Source organism: Agrobacterium sp. V1, from assembly GCF_030518355.1.
Classification (GTDB): domain Bacteria; phylum Pseudomonadota; class Alphaproteobacteria; order Rhizobiales; family Rhizobiaceae; genus Agrobacterium; species Agrobacterium cucumeris.
Genome location: NZ_JAULSF010000002.1, coordinates 1175790 through 1194281 on the forward strand (window position 1 = coordinate 1175790; position 18492 = coordinate 1194281).

Annotated in this window: 17 protein-coding genes; 5 read left to right on the forward strand and 12 right to left on the reverse strand. The window is 59.4% G+C overall.

Going from position 1 to position 18492, the window contains the following annotated elements; genetic code table 11:
• The first annotated feature begins 54 nt into the window (after positions 1-54).
• Genes QSV77_RS19315 through QSV77_RS19325 form a run of 3 tightly spaced genes read left to right on the forward strand, consistent with a single transcriptional unit; the run spans position 55 to position 1092 of the window.
• Positions 55-234 carry a CsbD family protein gene (locus tag QSV77_RS19315; RefSeq protein WP_271363133.1) on the forward strand — a complete coding sequence of 60 codons (180 nt, stop codon included), beginning with the start codon at positions 55-57 and terminating at the stop codon, positions 232-234.
• A gap of 7 nt (positions 235-241) precedes the next feature.
• Positions 242-589, forward strand: a complete 348-nt coding sequence (locus tag QSV77_RS19320; RefSeq protein ID WP_302734712.1) for a BON domain-containing protein — start codon at positions 242-244, stop codon at positions 587-589.
• Positions 586-1092 (forward strand): DUF992 domain-containing protein, encoded by a 507-nt coding sequence (locus QSV77_RS19325; RefSeq protein ID WP_302734713.1) that lies wholly within the window; start codon positions 586-588, stop codon positions 1090-1092. Before QSV77_RS19320 ends, QSV77_RS19325 begins: the two co-directional genes overlap by 4 nt.
• A gap of 65 nt (positions 1093-1157) precedes the next feature.
• On the opposite strand, the gene QSV77_RS19330 is transcribed toward QSV77_RS19325, so the two are convergent.
• Entirely contained in the window at positions 1158-1874 is a 717-nt protein-coding gene (locus QSV77_RS19330; protein ID WP_302734714.1) for an aspartate/glutamate racemase family protein, read from the reverse strand.
• 22 nt (positions 1875-1896) lie between these two features.
• A complete protein-coding gene (locus QSV77_RS19335) occupies positions 1897-2526 on the reverse strand; it encodes a flavin reductase family protein (RefSeq protein WP_142857941.1) in 630 nt (209 codons plus the stop codon).
• 130 nt (positions 2527-2656) lie between these two features.
• Here QSV77_RS19335 and QSV77_RS19340 point away from each other — a divergent pair, with 130 nt between their 5' ends.
• On the forward strand, positions 2657-3334 hold the full coding sequence (locus tag QSV77_RS19340) for a GntR family transcriptional regulator (RefSeq protein WP_142857939.1): 678 nt from the start codon (positions 2657-2659) through the stop codon (positions 3332-3334).
• Positions 3335-3343: 9 nt separating this feature from the next.
• Here the strand turns inward: QSV77_RS19340 and QSV77_RS19345 are convergent, their stop codons facing one another.
• From QSV77_RS19345 to QSV77_RS19375, 7 genes are all read right to left on the reverse strand, one after another.
• Positions 3344-4351: an ABC transporter ATP-binding protein gene (locus tag QSV77_RS19345; RefSeq protein WP_302734715.1), complete on the reverse strand. Its 1008-nt coding sequence runs from the start codon at positions 4349-4351 to the stop codon at positions 3344-3346.
• Positions 4348-5331: an ABC transporter ATP-binding protein gene (locus QSV77_RS19350; protein ID WP_174029989.1), complete on the reverse strand. Its 984-nt coding sequence runs from the start codon at positions 5329-5331 to the stop codon at positions 4348-4350. The genes QSV77_RS19345 and QSV77_RS19350 overlap by 4 nt, the downstream gene beginning before the upstream one ends.
• Positions 5324-6817, reverse strand: coding sequence for an amidohydrolase family protein (locus QSV77_RS19355; protein ID WP_302734716.1), 1494 nt, complete (start codon positions 6815-6817; stop codon positions 5324-5326). Before QSV77_RS19355 ends, QSV77_RS19350 begins: the two co-directional genes overlap by 8 nt.
• Positions 6817-8010, reverse strand: a complete 1194-nt coding sequence (locus QSV77_RS19360; RefSeq protein ID WP_302734717.1) for an amidohydrolase family protein — start codon at positions 8008-8010, stop codon at positions 6817-6819. The genes QSV77_RS19355 and QSV77_RS19360 overlap by 1 nt, the downstream gene beginning before the upstream one ends.
• 5 nt (positions 8011-8015) lie before the next feature.
• Complete coding sequence (locus QSV77_RS19365) at positions 8016-8963, reverse strand: ABC transporter permease (protein WP_110759555.1); 948 nt, start codon at positions 8961-8963, stop codon at positions 8016-8018.
• A gap of 18 nt (positions 8964-8981) precedes the next feature.
• Entirely contained in the window at positions 8982-9950 is a 969-nt protein-coding gene (locus QSV77_RS19370) for an ABC transporter permease (protein WP_110759553.1), read from the reverse strand.
• Between the two features lie 261 nt (positions 9951-10211).
• Entirely contained in the window at positions 10212-11777 is a 1566-nt protein-coding gene (locus QSV77_RS19375; protein WP_302734718.1) for an ABC transporter substrate-binding protein, read from the reverse strand.
• Positions 11778-11936: 159 nt separating this feature from the next.
• Here QSV77_RS19375 and QSV77_RS19380 point away from each other — a divergent pair, with 159 nt between their 5' ends.
• On the forward strand, positions 11937-13475 hold the full coding sequence (locus QSV77_RS19380) for an amidohydrolase family protein (protein ID WP_302734719.1): 1539 nt from the start codon (positions 11937-11939) through the stop codon (positions 13473-13475).
• 178 nt (positions 13476-13653) lie between these two features.
• On the opposite strand, the gene QSV77_RS19385 is transcribed toward QSV77_RS19380, so the two are convergent.
• The 3 genes from QSV77_RS19385 to QSV77_RS19395 form a co-directional block, all read right to left on the reverse strand.
• Positions 13654-14697, reverse strand: coding sequence for a porin (locus QSV77_RS19385; protein WP_142841966.1), 1044 nt, complete (start codon positions 14695-14697; stop codon positions 13654-13656).
• 447 nt (positions 14698-15144) lie between these two features.
• Positions 15145-17319: a bifunctional diguanylate cyclase/phosphodiesterase gene (locus QSV77_RS19390; protein WP_302734720.1), complete on the reverse strand. Its 2175-nt coding sequence runs from the start codon at positions 17317-17319 to the stop codon at positions 15145-15147.
• 230 nt (positions 17320-17549) lie between these two features.
• Positions 17550-18485, reverse strand: coding sequence for a 2-hydroxyacid dehydrogenase (locus QSV77_RS19395; protein WP_302734721.1), 936 nt, complete (start codon positions 18483-18485; stop codon positions 17550-17552).
• Positions 18486-18492 lie beyond the last annotated feature (7 nt).

Sequence of the window (18492 nt, forward strand, 5' to 3'; positions counted from 1 at the left end):
TCCCATCATGCCGTTGTCAGCAGCGGCACGATCCAACGATGGAAGGAGTGCATCATGGACAAAAACCGTATCGAAGGCATTGCCCGTCAGGCAAAGGGCACCATCAAGGAAGCGACCGGAAAAATCACCGGCAATGGGCGACTTGAAGCGGAAGGCAAGGCCGAAAAAGTGGCCGGCCACGCACAGGAGAAACTTGGCCGGGCAAAAGACGCCATCGCCAAAGCCCTGAAGTGATCCGTCAATGTTCAAGGCGGGAGGTTTCACGATGATGCTTTCATGGAACGCAGATACGGCACCGGGCTGCAATCCCCAGGAAATCAGCCTGTGCGCCGCCTTGCAGGCACTGATCGCCTATGCGGACGGGCAGGAAAACAGCTGCATCTCCGTCAGTTCCTCTGATGGGTGCATCGTCCTTACAGGGGAAGTTGAAACACTCTCTGCCTTCGAACGGGCGGTTATCATCGCCGAATGTTTCACATCGCGACCCATCATCGCCGATCTGGCGATCCGCCAGCGGCCGTCGATCAGGCTGGACGCGGCCTCCCCGCGCCTCCACCTCGTCAACAATAACAGGAGTGATAAACAATGAAGAAGTTCGTTCTCGCAACCGCCATCGCAACCCTGGCACTTGCCCCGCTCGCTTCAGCCGAAACCAGGCATAACTCGAAGCGTGCCACTGAAACCGTCCAGAAGGAACGCGTCGGTACCCTGTCCTGCGAAATCGCCGGCGGGGTCGGACTTGTGATCGGTTCCAGCAAAAATGTCGATTGCCAGTTTCGCCAGCGTTCCGGCAAGACCGAGCGCTACACCGGCACCATCGGCAAGCTCGGCCTCGATATCGGCGTGACGGGCAAGACCTATATGAGCTGGATCGTGTTCAACACGGCGGCAAGCCGCATCGGCGACGGTGCGCTTGGCGGCGACTACGTCGGCGCCTCCGCCGCAGCCTCTGTCGGCATCGGTATTGGCGCAAACGCCCTGATCGGCGGTAATGCCAAGAATTTCGCGCTTCAGCCGATCAGCGCGGAGGTTGGCACGGGCGTGAACATCGCGGCGGGCGTATCACGCCTGCAATTGAAGCACGTCCGCTAATTCAGGTCGAAAATGGCGCGGTTTCGGGCATCCACATTGCCCGAAACCGTATGCCGTCTCACGGCTCAGGCAACCAGCATGGTTTCCTTGATGCGCGGATAATCATAGGCATTGACCTTCGAAGTGCTGTAACCTGCCCCCACCAGCGCCTCTGCCAATTTCACCGCCGCCGTAACCCCATCGATAACAGGCACACCGGTTGCCTCGCGCAGCCTGTCGCACAGAGCCGACATGCCGGCGCATCCAAGGATGATCGCTTCCGCCGCGTCCTCCTTCTTGGCCGCTTCGATCTCGCGGATCAGCATCATCTCAGCGGCGAGAGGGTCTTCTTCGAGACCAAGCACCGGCAGATTGATGGCACGAACCCGGCGGCAATGCCGCTCCGCCCCATAGTTGCCGACAAGGTCCTCGATGATGGGGATCGAACGCGGCAGGGTGGTGATGATGGAAAATCGGCGGCTGATCGTCATGGCCACCTGCACGGCGGCCTGGCAGATGCCGATGACCGGCCCGCGCGCGACTTCGCGGGCAGCATGCAGTCCCGGATCGTCAAAGCAGGCGATGACATAGGCGTTAACGCCCAGCTGTTCACCCTTGCGGATTTCCTGCAGCAGGCCCGGAACGGCCAGCGCCTCATCCGCTCCACCTTCGATACTGACGGGCGTATCGAGGGGATTTGCAGCGGAAATCTTGGTATCCGTGTGTTTGACGCGCAAGGCACTGTCGAGCGCCTGCGCCGTCATCGAGGCCGTAGAGTTCGGGTTGATCAGGCGAATATGCATCGGGGTAAGCCTTTCAGGACCTTCACGCGCCATCTGGCTTGATGAAGTCGGTAATCGCTGGCGCCTTGAGGACGAACTGGCGGTCCGAAGTAATGTAATTGTCGGCGTGAAGACGTGCGATCGGCTGGTAGCGGTCCGGATCGACATAACGCCCCTCTTCATCGAGGCAATCCTTGTGCACATGCATATGCACGACCTCACCCAGAACCAGCGTACGGCGCGGATAATCGATCAGGCGCTCCACCCGGCACTCAAAGGCGCAGGGTGATTCCGCCGCAAAGCTTGCATCGATCTTGCTGCACGGGGTCGCGGTCAGCCGCGCCATGGAAAGTTCGTCCACCTCGCTGTCGAAGCCGAGGCCGCAGACGAGCATCTGTTCCGACAGGGCCATGTCCACCATGTTGATGACGAATTCGCCGGTGCGGCGAATATTGACCATCGTGTCCTTCTCCTCGCCCGTCACCCGCGGCTGGATACCGAGGACGACGATCGGCGGATCATGGGAGAAAACGTTGAAAAAGCTCATCGGCGCCGCATTATTGTGGCCGGCAGCCGAACGCGTCGTGACGAGCGCAATCGGCCGGGGACCGATAAAATTCGTCAGCAGACGGTAACGGCTCTGCGGCTCGAGCGTGGTGAAGTCGAATTCCATGACAACTGCCCTGTTTATAGTACACAATATTATTTCAGATTGTTGACAATCTTGCAACCAAAACTCTGTTGAAACGGTTGACTTTTTCCACCGCATCACGCTTCTCTACCCACAATGGAGAGCGAAACCGATGACCGAACAGAACGGCCAGTCCACGCAGCAAATTGTCGAGAAAGTCTGGCTGTCGATCGCTGAACGACGGCTTCGCCCGGGCGTGCAGCTGAAAGAAGAACAGCTCGCCACGATTTTCGGTGTCAGCCGCGCGCGCATCCGCCAAGCGCTTTCCGTGCTGGAGCGAGACGGTCTCGTCACCATCGTTCCCAATCGCGGCGCCTTCGTTTCCAAACCCTCGGTCGAAGAGGCGAGAGACGTGTTCTTCGTGCGCCGTACCGTGGAACAATGCGTTGTTGAGCGGCTTTGCAAATCCGCCACCAAGGCCGCTCTGAAGCGGCTTCGCGACCATGTCGAAAAAGAGCGTGTGGCCAACGCTCACAACATCACCACCGACATCATCAAGCTTTCCGGCGGCTTCCACCTGCTGCTTGCGGAAACGGTCGGTTCCGATTTCCTGTTCACCACCATGCGCGACCTCATTTCGCGTTCCTCCCTCATCACCGCCGTTTACCGCAATACGGACCGCTTTAACTGCGGCCCCGACGAACATGCGGAAATTGTCGACGCGATCGCCAATAACGACCCGGCGAGGGCCACGCATCTGATGACCCATCACCTCGAACATGTGGAAGCGGAACTCGACCTCAGCGAAATCCGCGACCTTTCCCATGATCTGCGGGCGGCACTCGCCTGACCTTGCGGCTCAGGCGCGCTCCCGTTCCTGCATCAACACCTCTTCATCCTCCACCAGATGACATGCAACGCGTGTGCCGCCGGCAAGCGTGCGCACCTGCGGCACTTCCGCCGAACAGCGCGCCGTTGCAAGCGGGCAGCGCGGATGGAAGGTGCAGCCCGAGGGCGGCCTGAGCGGGCTTGGGACTTCGCCTGCCACCAGTTCCCGGTCGCGGCGCGGGGCCTCGATATTGGGAATGGTCTGCAGCAGAAGCTGCGTATAGGGGTGACGCGGGCGGGCGAACAGCTCCTCCGTATCGCCCTCCTCCACGATGCGGCCGAGATACATCACAGCGATACGGTCTGACATGTGGCGAACCACGCTCATATCATGGCTGATGAACAGATAAGTCAGCCCCAGCTCGTCCTGCAGCCGCCGCATCAGGTTCAGCACCTGCGCCTGCACCGATACATCAAGCGCGGATGTCGGTTCGTCGCAGACCAGAAACTCCGGCTCGCTTGCCAGGGCGCGGGCAATCGAAATGCGCTGGCGCTGGCCGCCGGAAAATTCATGCGGGAATTTCTCGCCGTCGGAGGCAGAGAGGCCGACCGTTCGCAGCAGTTCCTCCACCCGCTCCATTGTCTCTGCACGGGTGGCGCGCAGTTTCAGCTCGCGGATCGGCTCTGCGATGATGTTCTTCACCCGCCAGCGCGGATTGAGCGAGGCATAGGGATCCTGAAAGATCATCTGCGCTGAAAGCGGTGCGTCTTTCCGCCCTTTGGCAAAACGAAAGTCACCGGCGCTTGGACGGAACAGCCCTGTCACCAGCCGCGCGACGGTGGACTTGCCGCAGCCGCTTTCGCCGACAATGCTGAGACAGCCACCGGCTGGCACCGTGAAATCGATGTCGTTGACGGCCTGCACGAACTGACGGGGCTTGCGCTCGATGACGCGGTTGAGCCACGGGGCGGACACATCGAAGGTCTTGGTCAGACCCTTCACCGTCAGTGCGGGTGTTTTTGTCACCGAGGTTTTCATGCGGTTCCTCCTGCATTCATCCAGCAGGCGCTTGCGCTGTTGCCCTGCGTTTCCAGTTCCGGGCGCTCGCGAAGACAGCGGGGGCCGGCAAAGCCACAGCGCGGATTGAAGGCGCAGCCCGGCGGGATCGCATCAAGACGCGGCATCGCCCCGTCGATCTGGTTGAGCCGCTCCACCCGCGCGCCGAGCGATGGGATGGAGGCCATCAGGCCCTGCGTATAGGGATGTTTCGGGGCATGCAGAACCTGCTCGACCGGCCCGACCTCGATCAACCTGCCGGCATAAAGCACGGCAACGCGGTCGGCGGCTTCGGCGATGACACCCATATCATGCGTGACCAGCATGACGGCCGTCTGCTTCTCCTTGCACAGCCTGCGCAGCAGCGAAATGATCTGCGCCTGAATGGATACGTCAAGCGCCGTGGTCGGCTCGTCGGCAATGATGAGCTTTGGCGAGGCCGCCAGCGCCAATGCGATGACGACACGCTGGCGCATGCCGCCGGAGAACTGATGCGGATAATGATCGACGCGGTCTTCCGGAGACGGAATGCCGACATCTTTCAGGAGTTGAACCGCCCGCCCCCGCGCTTCTTTCCTGGAGAGCGGCAGATGCTGGCGGATGGTTTCGACCAGCTGTGCGCCAACCGTAAAGAGCGGGTTGAGCGAGGTAAGCGGATCCTGAAAGATCGCACCGATCTCGCGGCCGCGAATGCTCTCCATCGCCCTGTCGTCCAACTTGTCGATACGCCGCGACCCGAGCCATATCTCGCCCTCGGCGATGCGGCCGGGTTTTTCCAGCAAGCCCTGTATCGCAAGTCCGGTCATGGATTTTCCGGCACCGGATTCGCCGACAACACCGAGGATTTCGCCGGGGCGGATCGACAGGCTGACATCCGAAAGGGCGGTCACCGTGCCTCTGCGGCCCGGAAACTCGACTTTCAGATTGCGAACGTCGATAACCGACTGGTTCATGTTATCCATTGGCGTCAACCTCCACCGGGTAGCTCGGGGGGAAAATTTCCGAAACGGGCGGGTTGGCCCAGCTTCGTTCGGGATATTTCGCGATCAGCCCATCGAACTGCGCCTGCGCCTGAACGCGGGCTTGCTCCATGTCGATATTCGCGACCTGCCTTGAGCGCATCGACAGGCGGCCATCAACGAAGACCGCACGCGTGATCTTGCCCGAACCGCCGGTAACGATGGTCGTAATCGGATCGACGCTCGGGGCCATGACGGTATCATCGAGATCGAAGACCGCGATATCGGCGCGGGCACCCTTTGAGAGATGTCCGAGATCGGCACGGCCCAGTGCCCTTGCGCCACCGATCGTGGCGGCGTCGAACAGATCGGCCGAACGAACCCTGTCGGGCACGCCATCACTGATGCGGCAGGTGATGAGCCCAACCAGAAGGTTCATCAGCATGTCGGCCGGCGCCGTGTCCGTGCCCATCGCGATGTTGATGCCACGCTGCCGGCACGACGAAAACGACGACAGCTTGCTGCCGCCTCTGGCCGACACCAGCGGACAGTGGACAATGGAAACGCCATTTTCAGCGTAGAGCGCCAGATCCTCGTCCGTCGCATTGGTGGCGTGCGGCGCGACAAGGCGGTCGCTGAGGAGGCCGGCCTTGGCCAGCCACACGGGCGCCGTGGAGCCATGAAGGCTGCGGACGGTATCGACCTCCATCGTGCCCTGCGCCATGTGCAGACGGAACTTGCATCCAAGATCACGCGCGGCCGCATCGGTTCTTTGCAACAGGGCGAGTGTCGATGTCTCGACCCGATCCGGCGCGAGCATGCCGCGCACGAGATCACCATGCCGTCCGCTCTGTCTTTCGATGAAGGACACCGCATCCTTCAGCCCCTGAAAGCCGCGCTCTTCGTCAAAGACAGGCACCATGCGTCCCGGCTCTTCCAGCACCATGCCGCCGGAGCGGTATGCGGGGCTGAGATAGACGCGCAGGCCAAGTTCGCCGGCAGCATCGGCCGCAGCCTCGAATTCGGCGACGGTTTCGCCCCATTGCCGGTAAAACAGGGAAGCGATGGGTGCTGCCGTGGTGATGCCGTTGAGAAGCAGCTGGCCGAAAGCGAAACGCTTCTGGAAGGCCAGTTCCTCCTCGGAATACATCTCGTAAGGACCGGCCTCGACATAGGATCGCGGCCAGACGCGGCCCTTGGCCCAGCCGGGATAGTGATCGATCCCCAGGATCGTCGTATCGAGATCGGAAAGCGCGTCGAGATCGATCAGGCCGGGGCTGATGAGGGCGTTGCCGAAATCGGCGCGACGGGCGACCTCGCCGGGAAAACCGTGCCCGACGAAAAGAATCTCACCATTCTCAAAGACCACCTCGCCGTTTTTCAAGAGCCGGTGCGATCCGTCCTTGTGTCCGACAACCCAGCTTGCGGTAAGCAGCGTGCGGCCCGACGGCCGTTCGCCAAGCGCGAGAGATTGTAAAGCGGCACTCATCACGGCGCCTCCACGATGGCTTTGCCGTTTCTGGCGGTAACGCGGCCGCCTTTGACCACGAGCGGCCGGGGCGCGATATCGACAACGGCATGGGCAAGCGTTTCGCCCGTAAGCAGTGTGAAATCCGCGGCGCAGCCTTGCCGCAGGCCGTAATCACCAAGCCCCATGACATCGGCTCCGCCCTGCGAGACCACATGCAGCACATGGGCAAGCTCGATATCCGAGCGCAGGCCGTTCTTCATGCCGATGATTTTCGCCCGGTCGAGCATGTCCGGCTGACCCCATGGCCCCCAGGTATCGCGAATGCCGTCGCAACCGCCGCCGACACGCACGCCCGCTTCCTTCAGCCGCATGATCGACGGCACGTTTGCCGAAGGCGCACCGGTCGTCAGGATCGCCACGTCGAGCCTTGCAATCTCTTCGATCAGCTTGCCGACCCGCAGGTAATCATTCATTCCAAGTGCAAAGGCATGGCTGATCGCAACCTTGCCTTCCATGCCATTGGCCCGGATACGCTCGAAGATCAGCTCCATGGTGAAGGCGCCGAGATCGGCAGCCTCATGCAGATGGATGTCGATAGGCACGCCATGCTTGACCGCAAGCGCAAAGAGAATATCCAGCTGGCCTTTCGGATCGCGGTCGATGCCGCAGGGATCGATGCCGCCAAGCACTTCGCAGCCCTGTTTCAAGGCCTCGTCCAGAAGTTCCACGGTGCCGGGCATGACCATGACGCCGGATTGCGGGAAGGCGACGACTTCGATGTCGATGATGCCCTTCAGCTTCTCGCGGGTCTCCCAGATGCCCTCCACAAGCGCCAGGCCATGGGTCGGGTCAATATCCACGTGGCTGCGAATATGTGTGCCGCCGTTGGCCGCAAGGCCGATGGCGTGGCGCATGGACTGGCGGTGCGGATCGATGCCGATCTGTGTCCGGTTTTCGCGTTCAAAGTCGATCCGCTGGCGCAGGATCGCGGCGCGATTATTGACATGCCAGGGCATGCCCCATGTCGTCTTGTCGAGATGGGTATGGGCATCGATAAGGCCTGGAACGGCAATCGCGCCATTCCCCTCCTCGACCGGCATGCCCGGCTCGGCCTCAAACTTTCCGAAATCGGCTATCTTTCCCTGCCTGATCAGAATGTCGCAGGTATCGCCCGCCATGGGCCTGATGTTGCGGAGCAGAAGATCGTGCATGGAACTCACCTCAGTTTCGGATTGAGCGCATCGCGCAGCCAGTCACCCAGAAGGTTGACGGTAACGACGAGCAGACAGAGCTGGAAAACGGGAAACAATACGATCCACCACGAACCCGAGAACAGGAACTGGTTGCCGATGCGGATCAGCGTTCCGAGCGAAGGCTGGCTGGGCGGCATGCCGATGCCGAGGAAGGACAGCGTCGCTTCGGTTAGGATCGCCATGCCGAAATTGAGCGTGGCGGCAACCATGATCGGTGTGAGCGTATTGGGCAGGATATGGTTGGCCATGATGCGACGGGCGGGAACGCCGATGAGTTTGGCCGCCTGCACATAATCCTTGCCGGTTTCGACGATGGCCTGGGCACGCACGGTGCGCGCATATTGCACCCAGGCGGAAAGGGCGATGGCGAAAATGAGCACGGCGGATGCCCCCACCTCGCGCAGACTGTCCGGCAACATCTGCCGCACCACCGTCGAGACGAGGATAGCCACCAGAATTGTCGGGATGGAGAGCGTGATATCGCCGATCCGCATCAGGAGATTATCGGCAAAGCCGCCGAAATAACCCGCGACCAGCCCGGCCGTCATGCCGATGACCAGCGACAGCGCCACGGAGGCGACACCGATGACGATCGATATGCGGGTGCCGTAAAGAATGGCGGAGAGCATGTCCCGCCCCTGCGTATCGGTGCCGAGCAGATAGGGCCATTCGCCGCCCTCCTGCCACACCGGCGGCAACTCGGCCTTCCACATGTCCAGCGAAGCGCCGTCATAGGGGTTCTGGGGCGCAATCAGCGGTGCGAATATGGCAGCGAGGATCAGGATCGAGAGGACCAGCGCACTGATCTTCGCCGATTTGCTGCGACTGAAGGACCAGTAGAGATCGCTGTCGCGCATGCGGCTGAAAAGCGACCGGCGGGCAGGTTTTGCCATTTGTGGAAGGTCTGTCATGAAACCGGCTCCCTTCGGTTAACGCGCGGTGCGCAGACGCGGATCGATCACCGCATAGGCAATGTCGACGAACGTGTTGAGAACAACGAAGATGAAGGAAATGATGCAGAGATAGGCCGCCATGACGGGAATATCGAGAAACGTCACCGCCTGTATGAACAGCATGCCCATGCCCGGCCACTGAAACACCGTTTCCGTGATCAGCGCAAAGGCGATGAGCGAGCCGACATTCATCGTCGTCAGCGTCACGACAGGCATGAGACAGTTGCGAAGTGCATGGCGGAAATAGATACGCCAGCGGGGTATGCCGCGGGCACGCGCAAACTTCACGAAATCGGAGCGCAACACCTCCAGCATCTCGGCGCGAACCAGACGCATGACGAGCGTGATCTGATAAAGCGAAAGCGCGATGGCCGGCAAAATGATGGCCGCACGCCCTGATGAGGTCAGCAGCCCGGTGGACCACCAGCCGATCTGCACCACATCTCCGCGACCGAAGGCCGGCGCCCAGCCGAGGGACACCGAAAAGACGAGAATGAGCAGAATGCCGACGACGAAACTCGGCAGCGAGACGCCGACGATCGACAGGAACTGCAGGCCCTCCGTATACCACCTGCCACGCCTGATTGCCGTCAGCACTCCAAGCGGCAGACCGACGACCAGCGACAGGACGGTGGCGACAAGAACAAGCTCCAGCGTTGCCGGAAACCTCTCCGCTATCAGCGGCAGCACCTGCTGGCCGTTGCGATAGGAAACGCCGAAATTGCCCTCTGCCGCATCTTTCACAAACCGCAGATATTGCGTCGGCAGGCTGTCATTGAGGCCGAGGCGCTCACGCAGGGCCGCCCGATCCTCCTGCGAGGTCTGTTCGCCGACCATCAGCTCAACGGGATCACCCGCGAGCCGGAAAATCAGAAATGCGATAAGCGCGACGGAAAGCATGACGAGCACGGCATTTCCCAAACGCTTGATGATGAAAACCAGCATGGTTACCTCTCGGATGCGAACCCGCGCCACAAGGCGTGCCAGGTTCGACCATTCTCTTCCAGAGACAGGGTAGAGCTTTCGCAACGATGCGACGATGCCGCGCGCCTGAACCCGTCACATTGTCGACAATTGCACCGGCGGAGGATCGCATTTCGGCCGTCCCTGTCCGCGAGCATCACGGTTTCAACGGCTGAGGCGAACTGCGCCGGAAAGGCTGGAAAGGCGTTCGGCGACAGGCCGACGCCCTTCCAGCGTCCTGCATTATTTGTCGAGCTGTGTCAGCCAGTGACGCGGCTTGTTATCGGCACGGAAATCGACGCTCTTGACCTTTCCGAGCATGGCCCATGCAATGGGCTGCTGATGCAGCGGAACAAGCATGGTTTCATCCTTGGCGATTTTCAACGCGGCTTCTTCAAGCGCCAGACGTTTGGTGTTGTCCTGTTCCTGCGCTGCCTGATCGACCAGCTTGTCGATCTCGGGGTTCGACCAGCCGCCATAATTGGAGACGCCCATCGCACCCTTGCGGGTCGACAGGATCTGCGACAGGAACGAGAAGGCATCGAGCGTCGGCTCGTTCGCCCAGCTGAGATTGAAGACATCGGCCTTGCCGCCATTGCGCTTGGGCGACTGCACGGAGCGCGGGGCGATGTCGATCGTCGGCTGGAAACCGCCGCGCTTCAGCATGTTGGCAACGCCGGAGCAGATATCTTCCTCATTGATGCTTTCATCATTCATGCAGGTATAGGTGAAAGCGAGGTTCTTCATGCCCGCATCGGCAAGCAGCTTCTGCGCTTTTGCCGGATCGGCGGGCTCATAGGTATCGAGCGACTTGGCATAACCGGCGATTTCAGGCGCGATGAGCGAGCCCGAAGGTCTTGCAAGGCCGCGCATGACCTTCTTGTTGATGAGATCGCGATCAAGCGACGCCTCAAATGCCTGACGCACGCGCAGGTCATTAAACGGGTTGGGCTTACCGTCTTCCAGCTTTTCACGACGGTTGAAACCGATGAACAGCGTGCGCAGTTCGGTGCGCTTCTTCACCGTGATATTGGCTGAGGATTCAAGCCGCGGCAGATCCTGGATCGGCGCGGAATCGATCAGGTCGATTTCGCCGGAAAGCAGCGCTGCAACACGTGTCGCGGCAGAAGCGATCGGGACGAATTCGATACGGTCGAGATTGTGTTTTTTCTGATCCCACCAGCCTTCGTTGGCAACGAGAACAGTCTTGCTATCAGGCACGCGGCTTTCAAGCTTGAACGGCCCGGTGCCATTGGTGTGCATCGTCGTATAACCATCGACCTTGGAGGCGAAGTCGGTCGGCTTCTCGCTATTGTTATCTTTCAACCACTTGGCGTTGAAAATGAAGATATTGGTGATGTCGTTCAGGAAAAGCGAGGTCGGTGCGCTGACGTCAAGATCGACAGTGTAATCATCGACCTTCTTCACCCCGGCAAAGACCGGAATATTGCCGCGCAATGGCGAGGTGGCATCCGAAGCGCGCGTGAAGGAAGCGACCACATCATCAGCGGTGAAATCCGAGCCGTCATGGAACTTCACACCCTTGCGCAAGGTGAAGCGCCAGGTCTTTCCATCAACGAGTTTCCACTCCGTCGCCAGCGCCGGCTCGATCTTGAAGTCCGGTCCGTAACGGACAAGCCCTTCATAGATGTGATTGAGGAAAGCAAGGTTGGAGGTGGAAGGCACCGAATACGGATCGAGCGAATAAAGATCGGCGCGGCTACCCCAGCGCAGGGTCTCGGCACTTGCGGGAGCGGCAATGGCGGCGGCGGCCATGGCGGCCAGGACAAAACTTCTAATTCGGGACATTTGATCCCCCCTTTTTATAGGTCGTTGGAAAGCCGGCTGGCGGCTGAGCAAGCGGAGTATTGTTTTGCTGCGGCTTATTGTCAATAATATTGTTGACAATTATCGTATTCAAAATTTGGAAATTCTGGATACCGACTGCAAACATATGGGAGAAGGCGAATGGGAAATTATCTGCTGCTGCATGGCACGATCATCACCGTGGATCGGGAAAGACGGATTATCGAGGATGGCGGCCTTGCCATTCAGGATGATCGCATCGTTGACATCGGCACGGCCGGGGAACTCGCCGCACGTCACCCCGACAAGCAGATCATCGAGTGCCGGGGCAAACTCATCATTCCCGGCCTGATCGATGCGCATGGCCATGCCGGGCATGCGCTCATCCGCAGCATTGCCGCCGATACCAATGCCATGTGGATGAAGGTGGTGACGCCGACCTATTATCATTATGTCACCCGCGATTACTGGTACGCCGACGGCCTAGTCTCCGGCATTGAGCGGTTACGCGCCGGCGTGACGACCGGCGCCAGCATCATCACCTCGATGCCGCGCGCCGACGATCCCGTCTTCGCCATAAACCATGCCCGCGCCTATGAGGAGATCGGCCTTCGCGAAATCATCTGTGTCGGCCCATCCGGCCTGCCATGGCCGCATCCAGTCACCCGATGGGAGAGCGGTTCGCCGGAGCGCCGCCATATCAGCTTCGAAGAGATGATCGAAGGCAGCGAGGCAACCATCGATGCCCTGCACGGCACGGCGGATGGCCGCATCAGCGTCTTCCTCACACCTTTCACCATCGTTCCGTCAGTGGAGCCCTCCAATGCCTCGACACCCGATCAGGCAGTGAAACTGACGGAAAATGACCGGATGCAGGCGCGCCGGATCCGCGAAACGGCACGAAAAACCGGCGTCAGGCTGCATTCGGACGCCTTTGCCGGACAGATCCGCATGGCGTATCAGGACAAGGAAAATGCGCTGCTTGGTCCTGATATCCATCTCCAGCATTGCTGGGGCATCTCGCATGACGAGATCGACATTCTGGCGGAAACCGGAACTCGGGTTACCCACGCCCCGCCCGGCCGGGCGACGCCGATCATGGAAATGATGTCGAAAGGCATTCGTGTTGCCATCACCACCGACGGCGCGGCCCCCAGCCGTCATTTCGACATGTTGCAGACGGCGCGTCTGGCGCAATTTACCCAGCATCTGCTGCACAACCATGATCGTTACCTGCTGCCGCCCGGCAAGATATTCGAAATGATCACCATCGACGCCGCCCATGCCATCGGCATGGAGGACGAGATCGGCTCGCTGGAAATCGGCAAAAAGGCCGACGTCGTCGTTATCGACATGCGCAAACCGCATCTGATGCCGATGTGGATGCCGGTGCACCGGCTGGTGCATCAGGTGCTGGGCAGTGATGTCGATACCGTCTTCGTGGATGGCAGGATGTTGATGGAAAACGGCCGGGTTCTGACAACCGACGTTGATGCAGCACTTGACTTCGGCCAGCAAGAAGCACTGGCCCTCGCCGCCCGCGCCGGTCTTGAAGCGCATATGCACGATCCGGGTTGGGGCCGCCTGTTGCGGACCTTTGAAGAACCGGTCGACCCTCCCCGGCCACCGGAGCCGGCTGCCCACGGGCAACAGGGCGTTACTGACCAAGAAGAGGGTAATGGGCCGGAATTCTTGCGATAGCGGAAGTGAATTGCCGGAGACCTCGTACAGAAACAAAAACTCCCCGGCCTGGAGGGGTCCGGGGAGCAAACCTGACATCATGTCAGGAACTTTGACTGGAGCTAGTGACTCACCCGTTCGGAAACGGGGTGGATCTGAGTTGTCTAACCCGGTTTAGGCTTTTTGGTTATGCGAGTTATTAGAACGAACGCTGCAGACGAAGGAAGCCGGTCCAAGCCTCAGGCTGGTTGTCGACGTCGAGGTAGTTTGCAGTGAGCTTTGCGTTGAAACCATCGGTGATCTTGTAATCAACCGTCACACCGGCCTTCCAAGCATCGACGTCCTTGAATTCGTCCCAGGAAGCGAGGCCGTAACCACCGAAGAACTGGGCGCCGGGGGTGATCTTCAGCTTGTCGGTTGCCTTGATGGCGTATTCTGCGGCAACTGCCCATTCGGAGACATTGTAATAAGCATTTGCGCCGGATGCCCAAACACCGGCCAGACCAAGCGTGCCCGGGCCAACGTCGGCAGTCGCCATCAAGCGTACCGCACCGTTTTCACGATCGGTGTCATAGCTGCCGATGAGCTGCAGAGTTACGCTGTCGAGCTTTGCGCCTGCGCCGAGAGCAACACCGATATTGTTGTCACGTTCATTGAAGCTCGAAACAGTGATGCCTTCGAGTTCATCGACCGAAACGCCTGCCCAGAAGGAACCGGCATCGTAGACATAGCGGAGAGAGTTGAACAGGGCGTTGGAAGACAATACGTCGGTTTCGCCGGAAAGGTCTTCGTCCCACCAGCTGTAAACCTTACCAACCGTCAAGCCGCCAAGCTGAATGAAGGCCTGGTCAACGAAAACGCCAGAACCCAGGTTACCGCTCGTACCGGCAGTCGCGCCGCCAACGCCGGAGTCAGCATTTCCACGAAGGCCGATGTAGCCACGCAGAGCGCCGAGATCAGTGTCAGTGCGGGTGTCGATGTTGAACTGGGCACGTGTTGTCGAATCCCAGTCAGACGGGCTGGCTGCATCCCGACCCACGTTGGTCTGGAAACGGATGTAACCCGAGAACTTCAGGCAGGTTTCGGTGCCGGGGATGTAGAAGAAGCCGGTGCCGAAAGCGTCGCAGACGCGAACATATTCCATGGGCTCGGGCTCGGCAGCGACGATAGCGTCAGCGGCCTGTGCGCCGGATACTGCTGCGAGAGCTGCAGCGGAGCCGATAAGAAGGCTCTTGATGTTCATTTGTAATCTCCAGTCAAAAATTTTTCAACAAATGCGCAAAACTGAGGGCTGGTCTTTCCCTGCCGCCCGCTTCCCTGCGCTGATTCAGCAAATGACAGAAATAGCAGGAGACTCGCAATTCAAATCGGCAGATTACAAATACAATAAAAGTACAGAACAATATTAAGTAGTAAAATTACAACAAATAAATACTTCAAAATATAATAATTTCATTTTATATTTTCAAATAACGGCATTCATTACTTAATAAAAATAATCGATTATAATAAATTTATTGATCATAAAATATAAATACACCACGCCGCAAAGGACGGATGTCCGCCATCTTGACCCGGTACGATCACAAGGAGGTTGAGGGTTATAGAAATAAGAGGCGCGGGAATACTGCCGGAGCCCTTCCGGCCTCGCCCACAACAGGCCCGTCAAAACAGGGCCTTCATAGCCGGTTTATTGCAGATGGCCGGCAGGGCCTGTCGGGAATGTCGTCATCTTCGCCAGCATGTCTTCAATCACGTCCGCCTGAACCGGGCGGCTGAAATAATAACCCTGCCCGTAGGGACAGCCGGCCGCGCGCAGAAACGCCGCCTGCTCGCCGGTCTCCACACCCTCGGCAATGACGTCGATATCCAGAGACCCAGCAAGCTGGATCATGATCGAAACGATGGCGCTGTCCTTGGTTTTTTCCGGCAGGTGGGTAAGAAACGAACGGTCTATCTTCATGCAGGACAGGGGAAAGGTCTTGAGCATGCCGAGACAGGAATAACCGATGCCAAAATCGTCCAATGCGAGACTGACGCCCATCTGCTTGATGGCGCGCATGATCCGCACCGATGTTTCGACGTCCTGGATGATAAGCGTCTCGGTAATTTCGATTTCGAGCAGCGAGGACGAAAGACCGCTTTCCTTCAGCGCCGACTGGATCTGCTCCACAAGCCCGCCCTGAAACTGCCGGGGCGAAATATTGACCGCCATTTTAATGGGCGACAGGCCGGCCGCGATCCAAGCCTGCGCCTGCTGGCAGGCTTTTTTCAGAATGCTTTCCCCAAGCTCCACGATGAGGCCGGTTTCTTCAGCAAGACCGATGAATTCCAATGGAGCCAAAAGACCCTCCACCGGGTGCTGCCAGCGCACCAGCGCCTCCACCCCGCTGATACGGCCGGTGAGAAGGTCAACCTGCGGCTGGAAATGCAGAACAAACTCATCCCGCTCCACCGCCTTGCGCAACTCCTCGATGCGAGTGAACTTCTTTCTCAGATCGTCCGCCATGCGCGGCGTGAAGGTGGCAATGCCATCCCGGCCGTTATGTTTGGCCTCATACATGGCAAGATCGGCGGCAGCGACGATTTCCGCCGTGGTTTCCCCGTGTTCTGGAAAAAACGCCATGCCGATGCTGCAGGTGACCTTGATATCGTAATTGCCGATGCGCAGCGGCTGCGAGACCGCCGCCTGAATGCGCTGCAGACGGTCTTCGAAACCGAGTTTCTGCTTTTCCAGAATGACGACGAATTCGTCGCCGCCCACCCGCAGCACGAGATCGTTTCGGCTGAGGCTATGCGCGATGCGCTCCGCCGTTCTCGAAAGCAGCGCGTCGCCAACGCTGTGACCAAGCGTATCATTGATCTGCTTGAAATTATCGAGATCAAGAAAGCCGATGCCGACCTGCCGTTTTGCCTTTGCCGCCACCGCCAATATTTTCGGTAGCCGCGTATCGAGAAAACGGCGATTGGGTAGCCGGGTGAGCATGTCGTGGTCGGCGAGAAAAGCGATATGCGCGGCGGCACGTTTTCGGTCGATCGCCAGTCCCGCCATGCGGGCGGCAGCCCCGATGAATTCGACCAGCGCCGCATCCGCCTGGCGGCCCGCCAGCACGCACCAGACAAAGCCATGCGCCTTACCCTCGCTGGCGGGAATATCGAAACTGAAAGCAGTGCTGTCGGGCGGATGGGTAAGCTTGCCGGCATCGCTGACGGTGGAAATGAGCGCCGTCAGGCCCGCATGCGACACCAGTGCCGGAGAGACATAAACGGACGGTTCTCCCGCCGCCGCCTCGAACACCCTGACAGCGCAGGCAAGCCCGGTGGCAAGGTTTTCAATGGCCTTGACGAATTCCTCGAGAAAATCTTCGATCCGCGCCGCCGCGACGATCATTTCCAGGATACGCGCCTGCGCCTGAAGCAGTCTTTCCGAGGCCTTTTTCTGGGTGATATCCCTGGAAGCGCCAACCACACCGATGATCTTGCCGCTCTCATCCTTCAGCGGCACACGCGACATCATCAACCAACGGTCGATATCGCCGCGCATGGCAGGTTCCTCGTAGCCAAGATCAGGCTCTCCGGTGCGCATCACCCGCGCTTCGGTATCGGGAATGCCGGCGCGCCGCGCCGCGTCGCCGTGAATATCGTAATCGGTAAGGCCGATCAGTTCCTCGACGCTCTTAAAGCCGTTTTCCGTAACGATGGCGCGATTGGCGAAAAGAAAACGGCCCTCCAGATCCTTGGCATAGATGAAATCCGGCACATGATTGATCATCGCTTCCAGAAGTACGTGCCGGTCGGAGGGATTGGCGTTTTCAGTCGTTGCAGGAGGGGCAGATGGCGTAGCGTCGCGCTTTTCTCGCGACATCCGGTTCTGCTCGGGTGTCTTCGGGCCTTTGGAACGCACCTCTCCGCCTCATCGCTTTATAAGGAAGCAGAATAGTAGGATTATACATATTATATAAATATGAACGACAGGCCGGGATTACGGGCAAATGGCTGCCTTTTGCAGGCTAAATGAGGAACAGCCAACAGCACGAATCGAAACGGCGCGGATAAAAGCCGCGCCGTCAGATTAAAGGCTTCGATAGAGGTCTGTCAGACCACTGGAGTCGGCAGTTCCTTGCCGGCAAAATGTGCGTCGAGATTGGCAAGAACGAGATCGGCCATGGCGCGTCGCGTCTGGTGCGTTCCGCTGCCGACATGTGGGGCAAGCGTGACGTTGTCGAAGGCGAAAAGCGCTTCCGGCACACGCGGTTCATCCTCGAAGACATCAAGCGCCGCGCCGCCGATCGTGCCGTTTGAAAGCGCCTCGACCAGCGCCTTCTCATCCACCAGCGAACCGCGCGCCACGTTGACGAGCACACCCTGTGGCCCAAGCGCCTGCAACACACCGGCATTGACGATGTGGCGCGTTTCGGCGGTGGCAGCGGCGGCGATGATCAGCACGTCGCAATTGGCAGCCAGCGCCTCAATGCTGTCGTGATAATCATAAGCGACGTCGCGGCGGTTTCTGGCGGTATAGGCAATCCGCGCGTCAAAACCTTCGAGCCGCTTTGCGATTGCCTGACCGATGCGGCCAAGGCCGAAAATGCCGTAACGGCGGCCGGCCACACGGGTGGAAAGCCCCATATCGCCCTTCAGCCACTGCCCGGTGCGCACATGCTGATCTGCCTGCGGCAGCTTGCGCGCCTGCGCCAGAACGAGACCGAGCGCGAGGTCAGCGACATCCGCCGTCAATACGTCAGGCGTGTTGGAAACGCGGAAACCGCGCCGTTTGGCATCAGTGAGATCGACCTTGTCGAAACCGACGCCGTTAATGGCGACGATTTCAAGATTGGGGAGTGCAGCACCAATATCTGCCGGCAGGCCGATATGGCCGCCGGTGACGACGCCGCGGACTGCAGCGCCCTTTTCAGCAAGGAACGCCGCCTTGTCTGCCGCTTCGAACAGGCGGTGCACGGTGAAGCGCTCAGCGAGTTCCTGTTCCAGTGCCGGGATGAGCGGGCACAGTTGCACGATTTCAGTGGTCATGGACTTT